The organism is Clostridium sulfidigenes (genome assembly GCF_000732635.1).
Classification (GTDB): Bacteria; Bacillota; Clostridia; order Clostridiales; family Clostridiaceae; genus Clostridium_J; species Clostridium_J sulfidigenes.
The window spans coordinates 47,491-63,996 of the sequence record NZ_JPMD01000035.1 but is presented as its reverse complement, the minus strand read 5'-3'; the positions used below and the strand labels follow the sequence as shown (position 1 = coordinate 63,996).

Annotated in this window: 17 protein-coding genes; 3 read left to right on the top strand and 14 right to left on the bottom strand. The window is 31.1% G+C overall.

Features of this window, described 5'->3' with window-relative positions; translation table 11 throughout:
- The gene (locus tag IO99_RS13840) at positions 1-1,230 is read left to right on the top strand and encodes a radical SAM protein (RefSeq protein WP_035134438.1); all 1,230 of its coding nucleotides are present in this window, start codon (positions 1-3) and stop codon (positions 1,228-1,230) included.
- 370 nt (positions 1,231-1,600) lie between these two features.
- On the opposite strand, the gene IO99_RS13835 is transcribed toward IO99_RS13840, so the two are convergent.
- The 5 genes from IO99_RS13835 to hflX all read right to left on the bottom strand — a co-directional run bounded on the left by IO99_RS13835 (position 1,601) and on the right by hflX (position 6,628).
- Complete coding sequence (locus IO99_RS13835; protein ID WP_035134436.1) at positions 1,601-2,341, bottom strand: YebC/PmpR family DNA-binding transcriptional regulator; 741 nt, start codon at positions 2,339-2,341, stop codon at positions 1,601-1,603.
- A 95-nt stretch (positions 2,342-2,436) separates the two neighbouring features.
- Positions 2,437-3,090 (bottom strand): YigZ family protein, encoded by a 654-nt coding sequence (locus IO99_RS13830; RefSeq protein ID WP_035134433.1) that lies wholly within the window; start codon positions 3,088-3,090, stop codon positions 2,437-2,439.
- 73 nt (positions 3,091-3,163) lie between these two features.
- The gene (locus tag IO99_RS13825; RefSeq protein ID WP_035134432.1) at positions 3,164-4,072 is read right to left on the bottom strand and encodes an EamA family transporter; all 909 of its coding nucleotides are present in this window, start codon (positions 4,070-4,072) and stop codon (positions 3,164-3,166) included.
- Positions 4,065-4,769 carry a HEAT repeat domain-containing protein gene (locus IO99_RS13820; RefSeq protein ID WP_035134430.1) on the bottom strand — a complete coding sequence of 235 codons (705 nt, stop codon included), beginning with the start codon at positions 4,767-4,769 and terminating at the stop codon, positions 4,065-4,067. The genes IO99_RS13825 and IO99_RS13820 overlap by 8 nt, the downstream gene beginning before the upstream one ends.
- 71 nt (positions 4,770-4,840) lie before the next feature.
- On the bottom strand, positions 4,841-6,628 hold the full coding sequence (gene hflX / locus IO99_RS13815) for a GTPase HflX (protein WP_035134428.1): 1,788 nt from the start codon (positions 6,626-6,628) through the stop codon (positions 4,841-4,843).
- Between the two features lie 151 nt (positions 6,629-6,779).
- Between hflX and hpt the strand changes: the two genes are divergently transcribed.
- Positions 6,780-7,307, top strand: a complete 528-nt coding sequence (gene hpt, locus IO99_RS13810; protein ID WP_035134426.1) for a hypoxanthine phosphoribosyltransferase — start codon at positions 6,780-6,782, stop codon at positions 7,305-7,307.
- A gap of 141 nt (positions 7,308-7,448) precedes the next feature.
- On the opposite strand, the gene IO99_RS13805 is transcribed toward hpt, so the two are convergent.
- On the bottom strand, positions 7,449-8,180 hold the full coding sequence (locus IO99_RS13805; protein ID WP_035134424.1) for a class I SAM-dependent methyltransferase: 732 nt from the start codon (positions 8,178-8,180) through the stop codon (positions 7,449-7,451).
- A 144-nt stretch (positions 8,181-8,324) separates the two neighbouring features.
- The gene (gene yunB / locus IO99_RS13800) at positions 8,325-8,957 is read right to left on the bottom strand and encodes a sporulation protein YunB (protein ID WP_035134422.1); all 633 of its coding nucleotides are present in this window, start codon (positions 8,955-8,957) and stop codon (positions 8,325-8,327) included.
- A 184-nt stretch (positions 8,958-9,141) separates the two neighbouring features.
- Here yunB and IO99_RS13795 point away from each other — a divergent pair, with 184 nt between their 5' ends.
- On the top strand, positions 9,142-11,721 hold the full coding sequence (locus tag IO99_RS13795; protein WP_084178189.1) for a transglycosylase domain-containing protein: 2,580 nt from the start codon (positions 9,142-9,144) through the stop codon (positions 11,719-11,721).
- A gap of 62 nt (positions 11,722-11,783) precedes the next feature.
- Here the strand turns inward: IO99_RS13795 and spoVAE are convergent, their stop codons facing one another.
- From spoVAE to IO99_RS13760, 7 genes are all read right to left on the bottom strand, one after another.
- Positions 11,784-12,143 (bottom strand): stage V sporulation protein AE, encoded by a 360-nt coding sequence (gene spoVAE / locus IO99_RS13790; protein ID WP_035134420.1) that lies wholly within the window; start codon positions 12,141-12,143, stop codon positions 11,784-11,786.
- Between the two features lie 2 nt (positions 12,144-12,145).
- Entirely contained in the window at positions 12,146-13,165 is a 1,020-nt protein-coding gene (gene spoVAD, locus IO99_RS13785) for a stage V sporulation protein AD (protein ID WP_035134418.1), read from the bottom strand.
- A 4-nt stretch (positions 13,166-13,169) separates the two neighbouring features.
- Complete coding sequence (gene spoVAC, locus IO99_RS13780; protein WP_035134416.1) at positions 13,170-13,622, bottom strand: stage V sporulation protein AC; 453 nt, start codon at positions 13,620-13,622, stop codon at positions 13,170-13,172.
- 265 nt (positions 13,623-13,887) lie between these two features.
- Positions 13,888-14,643, bottom strand: coding sequence for an RNA polymerase sporulation sigma factor SigF (sigF, locus tag IO99_RS13775; RefSeq protein WP_035134413.1), 756 nt, complete (start codon positions 14,641-14,643; stop codon positions 13,888-13,890).
- A 9-nt stretch (positions 14,644-14,652) separates the two neighbouring features.
- Positions 14,653-15,084: an anti-sigma F factor gene (gene spoIIAB, locus IO99_RS13770; protein ID WP_035134411.1), complete on the bottom strand. Its 432-nt coding sequence runs from the start codon at positions 15,082-15,084 to the stop codon at positions 14,653-14,655.
- 17 nt (positions 15,085-15,101) lie between these two features.
- Complete coding sequence (gene spoIIAA, locus IO99_RS13765; RefSeq protein WP_035134409.1) at positions 15,102-15,437, bottom strand: anti-sigma F factor antagonist; 336 nt, start codon at positions 15,435-15,437, stop codon at positions 15,102-15,104.
- A 410-nt stretch (positions 15,438-15,847) separates the two neighbouring features.
- Entirely contained in the window at positions 15,848-16,483 is a 636-nt protein-coding gene (locus IO99_RS13760; RefSeq protein ID WP_035134407.1) for a cyclodeaminase/cyclohydrolase family protein, read from the bottom strand.
- Between the last annotated feature and the right edge of the window lie 23 nt (positions 16,484-16,506).

Sequence of the window (16,506 nt, the reverse complement as noted above, 5' to 3'; positions counted from 1 at the left end):
ATGAGAAAATTAAGTAATTATGTAGAGATAATAAAAACAGATATGGGATACTTGTTGTTTAATAAGCTTAATGAAATGATTGTAGAATTTGAAACTAAATACATTTGTGCGAGAAAAGATGGCTTTTTTGTAAATACCGTTGATAGAGATGACTTAGACGAATTAGAAAACAACGATTTTTTTATTACTGATGAACTTGTGCAAGATAGAATACGGAAAATGGAAGCATCAAGAAATGTAACTAATATTACTAATATTACCATCAGTGTTACTGAACAATGTAATTTGAGATGTAGATATTGTTATCAACTGCAATGGGATAAGTATTTACCGTTATCAGATGACGAATTTTGCAACTATATATTGGAGTATATACAAGGAATTCTTAAAGATCTTCAAGAACACAATAGTAAGCTTGTTATTAACTATATAGGGGGAGGACCACTTTTAAAAGCTGAACTAATTTTAGTACTGACAGATAAGATTTTGAATCTAGTAAATTCAACAAATGATAAAATTGATATTGGCTTTCATATTGATTCAAATATAATGATGATAACAGAAGAATTTGTCAAGCATTTCCCTAAACTAACTATAAATACAACATTTTCATTACCAGAGGATCACAATACACTGCGCTCTAGTTCATTTGAGCAAGTTAAGTGCAAACTGGAAATGCTTAGAGAAGTTGTAAAATTGCCAAATTATAATTTAATTATTCGCTATAACACAAACCATATTAATAAGAATTATTTAGAGTCATTCTTGATTTTTCTTAACACCATTGGCTTAAAATGTGCAATTGATATTCAAAATATCTTTAATAATGAAAATGTAGAATTTATTAACAATTTATGTGATAGTGAATTTGAAGACTTATATATCTCTGAATTTGTACCACTTTTATTAAATTATGGTTATAACCCAAACATGAGTATCCCCTATGGTTTAGGGAGAAAATGTCAAGGCTCGAATATCTTAAGCTGTAAATTTTATTCAAATGGATCCAAAGTTCTTTGCGACGCGTTCCCACCCAAAGATGATCTTAGCACGAAATTATGCATAGAAAATGAACATATTTTACAACCTCTCACAGATAATTGTGTTAAATGTTATGATTATCCTTACTGTGGGGGACCAAAACCTTGTGATAAGGAAAAATGTCAAGGCACTTTTAATAATAAAGAAATTATTAGAAAGAGAATTAAAATGTTTGCAAAATATCTATAATTACAAAGTTCAAAACTTGCAGAGCTTATTTATCTCCTTTTAAAAAACATATATTAATTTATACTTACATCTGGTAAAATTTAACATTGTGGAGCTAACTCTTTAAATGTCAACATTAAAATAAAAAATAAGGAAGTGTCGCAAAACTAGTCCGAATTCCTATTCACAGAAATATCAAGGTACTTTTGTAAAATAGATAATTCTATTTTACAAAAGCTCTAACAAAAAAAACTGAAGTCCCTATGGATTTCAGTTTTTTATTGTTAATACTTCTGATTATATAATCTTTTAATAAACTAAACAATACATAAAATTAATAGGCTTATTAAGGTGAATCTAAAAATAAATAACCGATGGTTTTGAGTGTAGATTAACCTTCCCATCCTTCTGGGAATTCAGCGTTGTGATATACGTTTTGTACATCATCATCATCTTCTAAAACATCTAACATCTTTTGGAATTTAGTCGCAACTTCTTCATTAATTTCAGTGTATGTGTCTGGAATCATTTTAACATCAGCTTCTAAGAATTCTATTCCGTTAGATTCTAAAGCTTCTCTCACAGTACCAAAGTCTTCTGGAGTTGTAGTTACTACAAATACTTCATCTTCAGCTACAAAGTCCTCAGCACCTGCATCTAAAGCCATCATCATTAACTCATCTTCATCTACTGAATCAGTTTTTTCTATGATGATTTCACCTTTACTTTGGAACATGAAGCCTACACATCCAACGGTTCCCATATTTCCACCTTGTTTAGAGAAGGCGTATCTTACATTTCCTGCTGTTCTATTTTTATTCTCAGTAAGACACTCAACTATAACTGCTATTCCTTCTGGCCCGTATCCTTCATAGATTATAGTTTCATAGTTTACTGCACTTAACTCTCCTGCGGCTTTTTTAATTGCTCTAGTAATTGTATCATTAGGCATATTAGCTGCTTTTGCTTTTGCTATAACGTCTCTAAGCTTAGCATTTGTCTCTGGATTAGAGCCACCATTTTTAGCTGCAACAACTATTTCCTTACCTATTTTAGTAAATATTTTACCTCTCTTAGCATCTGCTTTACCCTTTTTAGCTTGGATATTATGCCACTTTGAATGTCCTGACATATTAACTTCCTCCTGTACTATATATATAATTATTAACTTTAAAATCAATGTACCTATTATAACATAATATGTCTAATAATTTCAAATTTCAAGAGCTATCCTTCAATAGCTCTATAATATCTGTATCCTTCTTTAAATAAATACTCTTCATCCTCTTCACATATAGTTACTTTTCCACTAGTAGCCTCTACAAAATCTGCAATTATTGTTTCCTTATTTTCTACCTCTGTGAACAGTGATAACTCCACTTTATCTGTATATATGGTATCTTCAATATGCCAATTATTTGTACCACATAGGTATTGTATTTTACCTATTAAATCATATTCTAAAGTAAATCTTAATTTTAAGCCCTTTACTTTTTCTACAATACCTACTTCTTCAATGGCTGAAGAGGCTCCTTTAGAGTAAGCTCTTATTAGCCCACCTCCCCCTAAAAGAATACCACCAAAGTAACGAGTAACTACCACCGCTACATCGGTTAAATCATTTTTCTTTATGACTTCTAAAACTGGAATACCTGCTGTTCCTTGGGGTTCACCGTCATCACTGTATCTTTGTATGCCTTTATTTTCTCCCACTATATAAGCATAAACATTGTGGGTTGCTTCTTTATGCATACTCTTTATTTCATTTACAAAGTTCTTTGCTTCTTCTTCAGTATTTACTCTCTTTATGTATCCTATAAATGTAGATTTCTTTTCTTGAAATTCTGAAGTAGCACTCCCTTTCACTGTAAAATAACTCATATTTAAGCCCCCTCTATAATATTTAAAATAGATTTCTGTACTCTAAACCATAATGAAGATTTCTCGAAGACTGTTAGCTCATAAGTATTATGGCTATTATGGTAAGTACTATAGCAGCAATCTCCTTCTTCCCTAACTTTTCTTTAAAGAATATAACTCCACAAAAGTTTGTGATTAAAATAGTTCCTGCACTTACCATAGGAAAGGCTATAACTGCTCTTACTTCTTCTAAGCCCTTTATTAAAAAGCTTGGCATTAATACATTAGGAATACCTACCATGACACCAAAACACATATCTATTAACTTTACTTTTCTATTTTTAATAATTAACATAATTAAGCTTATAGTAAATCCTGTTAGGAAAGTATAAAATAAATATAAATTTTTATATTGTACCATACCAAAGTTTTGGAATAGCTTTGTTACAAAATCTCCTCCACCAGCTAGTATAAAAAGAAGTATTAAATCTACTTTCATAGTATCTTTAACCTTTTGTTCTTCTTTATTATTTAGATTTATAACTATTATAGCTATGATAGACAAGATTATTCCTAATATAGGTAATAATTCTATGGTCTCTCCTAATAGTATAACAGATAAAATTGTAGGTATTAATACTCCTAGCTTCATAAAAGTTGCAGATACAGATACTCCATTCTTTCCTACAGATTTTTGATATAGAATAAAACTTAAAAAATATAAAATACCTGTTATTATACCTAGAATTATTGCTAAAGCTCCTGTTCCTTCTTTGGAGAAAAGTTGTCCACTTATAAGTACCTGATTAAATTCCTGCATAAACATAGAAAACCAATTTATGTGGAAAATATTTAAACTTCCCATCATTATTATACTTGCCATCATTCCTGATAGATAATTTATGCTAGTTACCATATATCTATTACTTTCTCTACCTTCACTAAACTTAAATACAATAGCTATTAAAGAACTGCATAATATAGATAATAAAATATTAATCATTATTTTTATCTCCGTCACTTATATCTTGAAAATTTAATTCTTCATTATCTCTTTGCTTAATATAACCCTCACAAGCCTTTTTAATATACTCTTTATCAGTACTATTAAATAAAGCTCTTATTTTATCATCGGCTTCTCCACTGCTTATCTTCTGTAAGGACTTAACTGCATAACTTATTACTTGAGGATTTTTATCCTCCAAAGCTCTAATAAGAGCTCTCTCAGCTCTGGAATCACCTATTTTTCCAAGAGCTGAAATTGCCATTCTTCTAATATTTACATGATTATTAACCGTTGCCTTTATAAGTATGTCTACGGTGACATTACTTTTTAGTTCACCCATGATCCATATGGCGGCTTCTTTGTCCTTAAGACCTAGCTCCATATAGTTTTTAACTAAAAAATGAATTAGCTTTTCTTTATTAACTCTATCTAAACTATTCAAAACCAAAATTCTTTCTTCCTTAGCTGCTAAAATTAGGGATTTAAATAGATCTGATGACGATTCACTTTTAACTAAAAACCTGTATTTTATTTTGCAATTTATGAGATGTTTTTGAACTGTGGCTCTATCTAAATTTCTAATTTTACATATGGCTTCTATAGATTTTCCTTCTAAGCTTAGAAAATAGCTGATTTCTTCATCACTATAATTTTCAATGAAATTCCAATCATATTTAACTAATCCTGTACTCAAATTTTCTCCCTACTCTCCCCTTCAAATAATGCTCTAATTTCTATCCTAACAATATAATCATACTTTAGTTACTACTCTATAATATATTTAGAACTTTTATTGTAGACCTCATCATCACCTTGAACTACAAGAATAGTACCTTCTTCACCGTACTCTTCACTTTCTACCAAAGCATTTCTATGTAGATATGCAACTGATGAAGAATCGCTATATGGTATTAATACCTTAAAGGTTTTTAATTTATAAGGAAGTATATCTGTACATCTATTTAGCAACTCTTCAAAATTGATTTTATGTTTAGCTGAAACTTCTAAAATAGAGTAGTTATTAAATGTTTCCTTTAAAGAATTTAAAATATCATCATTAGAATTATCAATTTTGTTGAGCACCAATAAAGTTGGCTTATCTCCTGCACCTAATTCCTTAAGTACTTCCTCTACCACTGTTATTTGCTTTTCTGCTGCATTACTAGATGCATCTACTACGTGAAGTAATAAGTCTGAATAAACTACCTCCTCTAAAGTTGATTTAAAAGCTTCTACTAAATCGTGAGGTAATTTTCTTATAAAGCCTACAGTGTCTGTTACTGTGGCAACTCTATTGTCTGGAAGAGCCATAGCCCTGGTTGTAATATCTAAGGTTGCAAATAACATATCAGCTTCAAAAACTTTTTCTTTTACCGTAGCTGACTTAACTGGTGAGTATTCACAAAGAGCATTTCTAAGGGTAGATTTTCCTGCATTAGTATATCCCACTAATGATATCTTAGAAATATTATCCTTACTTCTTCTTTCTCTTTGGGTTGCTCTTATACTTTTTATCTTTTCTAATTCTTTATTTAAATCATAGATAGTATCTCTGATCTTTCTTTTGTCTGTCTCTAGCTTTTTCTCTCCTGGTCCCTTTGTTCCTATACCTCCTCCTGTTCTTGAAAGCATAGTTCCTAATCCACTAAGCCTGCTTAATCTGTATTTTAACTGGGATAACTCTACCTGAATTTTAGATTCCTTACTTCTGGCTCTCCTTGCAAATATCTCTAAAATAAGAGTAGTTCTATCAATTACCTTTGTTCCTATAGCTTGCTCTAGATTTCTTACTTGAGATCCTGATAATTCCTCATCAAATATTACTACATTGGCTCTTAGTGACTGTCTTAAATATGCTATTTCTTCAACCTTACCACTACCTATAAAATAAGCTGAATCAATTTTATTACGTTTTTGAAGTATTTCAAAAACTGGCTCTACATCACAGGCTTTAGTAAGTTCCTTTAACTCAGCTAGGCTTTCCTCATCTTCTATAGATACTAATATTGCTCTTTCTGAATTATCTTCCACTATGTTATCTACTTTAAAAACATCTTCAATATATCTAACCTTATCTAAAAACTTGTAGCTTAAAACTTTATTGATAGTTAAATTTTCAACTTCTTCTTCTATGAGCATGTTATCCTTCACATCACAGAAACCCATATTATAAATTAGAGGTTTATCCTCTGATACACCAATGGCAACTATACAATCTAGTTTTAATTTTAGAAGTGCAGATAAATCTAATGCAGATAGTTTAGGATTTCCATTGGGATGGGTATGGATTACTCTCACTTGAGATAATCTCCCCTCTCTAGTGTCAATCATAGGAACTTCAACTGTTGAGCTGTCTCCGATGGCAACACTAACAACACTTCCTTTTCTATCTATAGCAACGCTAACCTCTCTTTCAATTTCAAGGGTAACCTCTCTTAGAAGTTCTGCTAACTCTTCAGTTAATATGTCTGATTTTTGAAATCTCATATCATATATAGTATCTAACTTTTTCAAGATGAAGTTTTTAACTCCATCAGTATTTCCATTTATCATATAATCATCTCCAAATTTTATTTTTTCTTTATTAATAATTTTTCTACATTAAACAAACACTGCATTCTTATACATTTTATACTATTGACAATTTCACCTTAATTTTATACTATGAAAACATTAATGTAAATATAAATTGAGGTGTGATTACATGGAAGATAAACAAAGAAATGTTCTCTTTTCTAGAGAAGAAATCAATGAGGCTGTAGTTAAAATTGGAGCAAAAATTTCTAAAGACTATGAGGGAAAATCTGTTTACGTATTATCTCTACTTAGAGGAAGCTTCATATTTGCTGCTGACTTAGTTAGAGAAATTACTGTACCTACAACTATAGGTTTTATGACTACATCAAGCTATGGTCATGGTGAAGAAACTAGTGGTACTTGTAAAATAGTTCAAGATGTACCTGATAATATTGAAGGTATGGATGTACTTGTAGTAGATGACATTGTAGATAGTGGTATTACTATGAACTTTGTGGTTGAACACGTTAAAAAGTTGGGTGCTAAAAGTGTAAAATGCTGTACTCTTTTAGACAAACCAGAAAGAAGAACTGTAGAAATATCTCCAGACTATTGTTGTTTTGAGATTCCTGATTTATTTGTAGTTGGATATGGCTTAAATTATGGTGACTTATACAGAAATATTCCTTACATATTTAACTGGGAATCTAAATAATAATCTTACAAATGTTTTAAATACTTAATATATATTAATAGAAGAAAAAACATGAAAACATACTAAAAGCTAATATTAACTTATTAACTTCTAGTATGTTTTTTTATTTATTAAATTATATATTTACATTACTATAATTTTCTACTTAATAGCCTCTACTATTAAAGGAAGAGCATTTCCTGTATATGTACTTCTATTAAAATCATCGTAGCTCCAGGATTTTTCAAATCCAATTTCCTTTAACATTTCAAATAATTCTTCATTTTCTAACATAAATAGATCTACTGTATTTTCTAAAATCTCATTATTTTCTTTATCAGTTATTCTTCCCGTAAACTTTACAATATCACTATCTGGTTTAATACTATAAAACCTTTCAAATTTAACTTTAGGACCATCAATAAGAGGCAATTCTTTAATATGCTCTCTCTTCACCTTATCAAAATTAATAGTTTGAATACATAATGGTGAATCCTTTTTTAATACTTCATAGCATCCTTTTAAAAATTCTTTTATTTGACTTTTTCCTCCTAGGTGAGGAAGTACATTCCCTATACATACAATACCATTAAACTCTTCTCCAAAGGACTTAGCTATAGTTTTCATATCCATAACTTCAAACTTCAAAGTATCACTTTCCTTATACCTATCCTTAGCTATTCTTATCATTTCTTGGTCTAAGTCTATGCCTAAAGCCCTATATCCTTGTGAAGAAATATATTCTGTAGTTTCTCCAGTACTACATCCAATATCTAAAACAAATCCACCCTTTTCTATATTCTTTAAAGCAAACTTCTTTTTACCTAATGGTGCTGGAAAAATATCATCATAATATTTAGCTAAGGCATTATAAAATTTTATACATTGATCCATACTACTCATCTCCTGTTCTTTAATTATTTATTCTATAGGAAATTCCTACTATTTAAATTAATTATATATTTTCATATATCTATATTTATTTACATAAATAGTACACTATAAAAAGAATTTATTCAGTGATTAGCATCACACTTTCTAATTACCGTTAAGATCCATTTGTATTGCAGTACTTGGTACCCTTCCAACTATAATGGTTTCAACTATAGGTATTTCATTAACTATTTCTAACTCACTAGAAGATACTGCCATAATCATCTTTACTCTAGTGGTGGTTTCTATATAAATTTTATGCCTAGTTTGATTTATTCCTGCATCTTCAAATTCGGATATATATCTAGTAGTAATATGCCCTATAGGCCTCATTCTTATTTTTACATCTGGACCAAATCTAGCTAAAATATTATTTTTAGTCACATATCCCATGGGTATCTTTATGTCTACTTTAGATCTTTCCTCTAATTCATCTTGTGCTTTTAATACAGTCAATGTGGCAATTTCACTTAGTTTTAAAGTATCTGCTGACATCATTATGATGTTTCCATCATTATCCTTATCAAATTTTATTATATCATTATAATTAAAATTCTTAGAGTATTCCTGGAAAATTGTTTTATTTATTGTATTAGTGACCTCTGCTCTCATCTGTGCATCTGCCACTAATTTAACCGTTGGCATTATAATTTTATCTAAAGTATATATAAAAGTTATTAAAAAGGTCATAATTAAAAAAATTATTATGGTAAATTTTAACTTCAACGATGATTTCATAGTATTACTCCTTTATAAATGTGGTATAATGTTAATATATGTATAATATGTTACATAAAATTATTCTATACATAATATATGTATATGTATAAGAACTTCATTGAAGAATACTATATTGTATTTATACTAGCATATAAGTTATAATATAGTATCGAAGATATGTTCATCATAAAAGGAGGAGAATATGGGAGAAAATAAAAAAATTAAACCTAAGCAAAAAAAGCCCAAGAAGAAAAGTCGTAAAGTCTTTAAAGTAATATATATAGTCTTACTACTTTTAATCATAACTTGTGCAGCTGCTGGTTTTGGTATTATATCTGGCATGATTAAAACAGCTCCAGAGCTTGATCTTGATATATTTTTATCGAATGGAGAAACTACACTTCTATATGACAATAAAGGAAAAGAAATGGATGAGTATAAGACTCCTGAAAAGAGAATATCTGTAGATATATCTACAGTACCTAAATATCTACAGGACGCCTTTGTAAGTATTGAAGATCAACGTTTTTTAGAACATAAAGGTGTTGACATAAGAAGACTTGGAGGAGCTGTAATCCAAGATGCTAAAATAATTCTTGGTTTATCTAATGATGAAATCCAAGGTGCATCAACTATTACTCAACAATTGGTTAAGTATAAGTTTTTCCTTGAAGATTCTATAAATAATAGGGCTAATATAGAAAGAAAAGTTCAAGAGATTTATTTGGCACGTAAGTTAGAAAAGCTTCTATCTAAGGACCAAATTCTTAACGAATACATGAATACTATCTTTTTAGGCGGTAACGCTCACGGAATTGAAGCTGCTTCAACCATGTATTTTGGAAAATCTGTAGCAGATGGTTTAACCCTTAAGCAATGTGCATTTTTAGCAAGTGCTGCTCAGAATCCAACTATATCTTATATGAATGCCTATGAAGCCTTTGAAAAGAAAGAAGCCTTTGACTCACCAAGAACTAAATTAGTTCTTGCTAAAATGCTAGAGCTGGGAAAAATAACTCAAGAGGAATATGATACTGCTTTAGCAGAACCTCTTACGCTAAATTTCTCAACTTTAGAGGGTGACAAAATGGTTTATGAATGGTTTTCAAGACCTGTAATAAAACAAGTGGCAAAGGATTTAATGAAAACCTATGGATATACTGAAGCTGAAGCCTATGAAAAAATCACCTTTGGTGGTTTAAGAATATATACAACCATGGATAGAAAACTTCAGGATTCAGTACAAAAAATTATGAACAATTATCTTAAAGATACTCAAGGCTCTAATGCAGATGGAGTTCAAGCCTCAGCTGTAATAACAGATTATCTTAAGGGTGAAGTTAAAGTTATAATTGGTGGTATTGGTGATCAACCAGCTATGTCTTATAATAGAGCTATCTCTGTTGGAAAGGATGGTCAAACCTTCCTACGTTCACCAGGTTCTAGTATAAAGCCACTTACTGTATATGCTCCAGCTATTGAAGGTAAAACTTTAACTGCAGGGTCAGTGTTTGTAGATGGTCCATTACCAACTTCTATTGGTTCTAAATATCCTGGTGATGATGGTCCATATGTTCCACAAAACTGGAATTACGTATTTGACGGATATATTACTATCCGTGATGCTCTTGCTCTTTCTAAAAATACCGTAGCAGTATCTGTAGTTGATAGAATAGGTCTAAATACCTCTGCATCCTATGGAGAAAAATTTGGATTAAGTATAACTGATAGAGATAGAACTAGTATTTCTGCTTTATCTCTAGGTGAAATAGATGGAACTACACCTTATGAAATGGCTCAAGCCTTTGGTACTTTTGGAAATCAAGGAAATATGACTACTTCAAGAATATATACTAAGGTTACTGATAAGAATGGTAAAGTTCTACTCGAGCCAAAACTTGAATCTAAGCAAGTAATTTCTCCACAAACAGCTTATATTGTTTATGATATGCTTGAAGGTTCTGTGAACAACACAGGTCCACAAGCAAGATTTGGGAATATGGAAGTTAGGGGTAAAACCGGTACCTCTGAATCTACCAAAAACCTTTATTTCAGTGGATTAACGCCTTACTACTCAGGTGCTGTATGGATGGGTTATGATAATAGTAAGGAATTACCTTTTACTAGTAGTAGCGTTCCAGCTGGTCTATGGGGTAAGATTATGGCAGCAGCTCATGAGGGACTTGAATATAAATCTCTTCAGGCTCCTGGTGGATTAACTAGTGCTTATATTTCTAAAGATTCTGGAACCCTTCCAACGGCGCTTACTAAGAGGGATCCTAGGGGAAATAGAATTTACTCTGAAATCTTTATAAGTGGTACTCAACCAACTACTCTGGATAATATCCATGTGGAACTTGACGTTGTAAAGGCTGCTGATGGTAAATACTACTTACCTTCTGATAAAACACCTAAAGATAAAATACAAAAGGTAGTATTTATAACTCGTGATACTAGATTATATTCTGGTAACATGCTTGATAATAAATATCTAGCTCCAGTAGCTAAAGATCCTACAGAATATAAAGATGAAGACAAAGATAAAGACAAGGATAAAGATAAAATACCTAATCCTAATAAACCAGATAAACCAGGTGAAAATACAAATCCTGGTGATACAACTACACCTCCTGTAGAACCATCTGATCCTGGTGATGATACTGGAGATGAGGGTAATGAGGGTAACACTGGAAATAGTGAAATTAAGCCTGAAGCTTTCAATCATCTGTTAAATATCTATACTATGATCCCTAAAATATTTAGTAATAGGATAAGAGGTTAATTATTTTATTGTAAAATCAAAGTCTTCTCAAATTTATTAATTTGAGAAGACTTTTTATTTGTCTACTTAGTTTTAGAGTCAAATAGAACTGACATCATATATCCAAATACTACAGCTGCAGCTATACCTGCAGAAGTAGCACTTACACCTCCTGTGACAATTCCTAATAAACCATTTTTATCAACTTCCTCCATAACACCTTTAGCTAAGGAATATCCAAATCCAGGTAGAGGAATCCTAGCTCCCGATAAACCAAATTCAGCTATCTTTTCATATATGCCAAATCCTTGAAGAACTACCCCTGCTACCACAAAGATAACTAATATTCTAGATGGAGTTAATTTTGTGGTATCCATTAAAACTTGACCTATCACACAAATGATTCCACCAACTACAAAAACCCTTAGAAAATCTCCCAACATATTTATTCACCCCCAAACTCTAGAGCAATGGCATGGGCTATTCCAGGTATAGTTTCACCTTGATAGTTAGATATGGTGCTTAGAAGAGCTCCTGTAGCAATTAGTAACACCTTTTTATACTTTTTCTGTATCATTCCTTTATATATCATACTACTCATAACTGTAGCAGAACATCCTGCTCCACTACCTCCACAGTTGGTACTCTGTGACTTACAATCAAATATTTCATCACCACAATCAATATAATTTGATCCTATATTATAGCCATATTCCTTTAATAACTCAGTAGTTATTTGCTTACCAACAGAACCTAAATCTCCACTGACAATGATGTCGTAATCATTAGGCTTTCTACCTGTGTCTTGAAAATGTTGTTTTATAGTATCAACTGCTGCTGGAGCCATGGCTGCTCCCATTTCATTAGGGTCAGTTATTCCATAATCCTTTACCTTACCAAGGGTAATATGAGTTACACGAGGTACATTATTTCCCTTTTTAGCTAATACCACTGCTGCTGCACCTGTAACCGTCCATTGAGATGATGGAGCTCGTTGACTTCCCATTTCTAGAGGTACTCTAAACTGACGCTCTGATGATGAGAAATGAGATGAAGATACTGCCATCATATGATTACCTATATCTGCTTCTAAACATATTGATGCTAGTGAAAGTGCTTCTATAAATGTAGAACATGCCCCATATAAACCCAAAAACGGAATATCTACTTCCCTTGCCATAAAACAAGATGGCATTAATTGATTTATTAAATCTCCAGCAAAAATATAAGAGATATCTTGTTCTTTAAGGTGTGCTTTTTTAAGTACTTCTTGAACTACATGTAATTGCATTTTACTTTCTGCCGATTCAAAGGTCTTACAACCACATAAATCATCCTCTAGAATCTCATCAAAATTATCCTTTAATGGACCTTCTCCTTCTTTGGGGCCAACAACGGTATATGTAGCTATAAGTCTTGGTTTTGTCAATAATTCTACTGTTTGTAATCCTACTTTTCTTCCCATATTATTACCACCTAAAAATATAATATAATATTCCAAGTATAACAGAGGCACTAATGCTATAAACAAGCACTGGTCCTGCTATAGTAAACATCTTTGATGCAACTCCAAACACATATCCTTCTTTTTTAAATTCTATGGCTGGTGATACAATAGAGTTTGCAAAGCCTGTTATTGGGACTACAGATCCAGCCCCTGCATAATCTCCAATTCTGTCATATATACCTATCCCTGTTAATAGGGCTCCTAGAAATATCATAATAACTGTTTCCCATGCAGTAGCTTGTAATTTATCTTGACCTAAATAAATCAATGTTTTAAATATAATCTCTCCAATTACACATATTAATCCACCAGTCCAAAAGGCTCTGAAAGAATTCTTAAATATAGTTGGTTTAGGTTTGGAACTTTCATATACATTTTGAAACTTAGCTTTTATTTTAGTTTCTTTTACTTTCATTATTATCCTCCTAACATCAAAATTGTAAAAGTATTAATGATAGTATCTGCATTTTACTAAAATTTAAACAAAAAAAGATGCTTACGCATCTTTTTCAAATTTACAAATTAAAAACTTATGATTTTTTTAACTTTCGAAGAAGCTAAGAACTCTGTTTACCCGATGACTATCAGCTCTAATACTCCCACTTCTTCAAAGTGGTAGTAAAGAGCTGCTACGTCCCTGGATAACGATTTCTAACCTTCGAAGAAGCTAAGAACTCTGTTTACCCAGATAGCCTATCTCTCATAATTTTTAGAACCTTTTTTTCAATTCTAGAAACTTGTACTTGACTTATGCCCATCATCTTAGCTACTTGAATTTGAGTTTTATCTTTAAAATATCTAAGTATTATAATTTGCCTTGACTTAACATCCAATTTATTTAAGGCTTCCTTCAATGCTAGCTTATCAATTACCTCATTATCTTCTTCATAATCCTCACTAAGCTTATCTATAAGTAATACTGGAGCTCCATCATCTTGATGAATAGTGTCATATAAGTATTGCATACTACTAGCAGATTCTAGTGCAGTGATTATGTCTTCTTTATCTACCTTTGAATAATCTGATAATTCTTCAATGGTAGGCTCTCTTCCGAGTTCTTTGGTTAATGCATCCTTATCATAATGTAACTTTCTAGCCGTATTTTTAATGCTTCTACTTACCTTTATCATTCCATCATCTCTTAAAAATCTTTTTATTTCTCCTATAATCATTGGAACAGCATATGTAGAAAATTTCACATTAAAGTTCTCGTCAAAGTTATTTATAGCTTTCACTAGGCCTATGCATCCTATTTGAAATATATCATCGTACTCATAGCCTCTATTTAAAAACTTTTTGCTTATAGAAGAAACTAAAGGTAAATTCATTTCTGTTAAATATTCTAAAGCTTCATTATCTCCTTCTTTAGCCCGTTTTATAAGTTCCTTATTATCGTCATAATTATAGTTATTATTTCTATGAATTTTCTCACTCATATTTTTCACCTATCTTACAGTGTTGAAAGCTTTTTTCATTGTTACAGTTGTTCCCTCACCCTTTACAGATTCTACTATTAGGCTATCCATAAAAGTTTCCATAACTGTAAAGCCCATTCCTGATCTCTCTAGGTCAGGTCTAGATGTATATAAAGGTTGCATTGCCATATCTACATTATCTATTCCTGCACCATTATCTATTACTTTTACTGTAAACTCATTTTCAATAATTGTAGCCTCTAATTTTACAAAGTTACCTTCACTTTCATTGCCATAGCCATGAATAATTGCATTAGTAACTGCTTCTGATACTGCAGTTTTTATATCACTAAGCTCGTCTAATGTAGGATCTAACTGCGCAGCAAAAGCTGCTATTACAACTCTTGCAAAGCTTTCATTTTTAGATAAACTACTAAATTCAACTTTGATTTTATTTTCCATATCATTAATTCCTCCCACTAAATGTTCCTTAGTGCTTCTTCAACATTTTCATACATTGAAATTATTTTAAACATACCTGAAAGTTCAAATATTCTCTTAACTGTAGGTGTGACATTTGTTAAGCACACCTTGCCACCCCTTAAGGACATCTTCTTATATCTTCCTATTACTGCTCCAATTCCTGAACTATCCATAAAATTCACACCAGAAAAATTGAAAATTAAAGCCTTATATCCATCTTTATCTAAAATATCATCAATCCTAGTTCTAACTTCTTCTGCACTGTGATGATCGAGTTCTCCTTGAAGTGTAACTACGATTTTGTCATCTAATGGTTCAAACCTAAGTAACATATGCTTCCCTCCAACCTATATTATATTCATAAATTTTTACATTTAGAACATACACTAATTATACACTATATTGTTAATTCGTTACAGTTTTTTCCAAAATTTATTTGAGAAATTTAATACAAAAATATTTACTTGTCAACATATTTTTACATTCATCGCCTTCATTATTTTACATTTAAGCATAATTCTCATATTTGCACAAATATTATTGATTTAAAACTTAGCAACTTAGCGTAATAAAAATTAGAGGTATTGTTTCTCTGCGTCTTATTAATTTAAAAATTATTCAGTGAGTTCTTCATATTTATAACTATATTTATAAAAATAATCTTATTAAAAAAGAGAATGCACTCAATGGATATTCTTCCCTGAGACATTCTCTTTAATATAGTGTTTGTAATTATCTTAAGCTACATATGTTGATTTACAATAGCTAATATCTCTTTTTGCTTTTTCATACCATCTTCACTTAATTTTTTTAATTCGCTTCTAATTTCCTCTGTATAAGCTTCATCCTTTATAGAAGAAAGATTTATTTTTACATTTAAAATTGCTCCTTCTATAGCACTTTGAGCCAATAATGCTGCTACACCACCATCAGAAATAGCATTTTTATTACCATATTTAACGCATACAAGGATTCCTTCATAAATTTCATAGGATCTTCTTGCTACTTTTAATGGTACTTGTGTTGCCGCCTTATACCCTAATTGTATTTTACTACTTCTTGCAGCTTTTTCTTCATCAGTGTCCTTAGGCATTTTAAATGCAGCCATAAGTTCATTGAAAGCTTCTGTATCTTCATTCATAAGGTCTAAGAATTCATCCTTTTCTCTTCCTGATACTTCTAAATATTTATTTACTAATGCTTTCTCTTCCTCATTTAATGCTTCATAAGCTTTTTTGCCTACAGTTAAGTTAAAAACCATCGATGCTAATGCACTAGATAATGATGCACAAAGAGCTGCTACACTTCCACCACCTGGAGCTGGTGAATTTGAACCTAATTCTCCAATAAACTCTCTCACAGTTTTTGTATCTAACATAAATATTCCTCCTATAATTACTT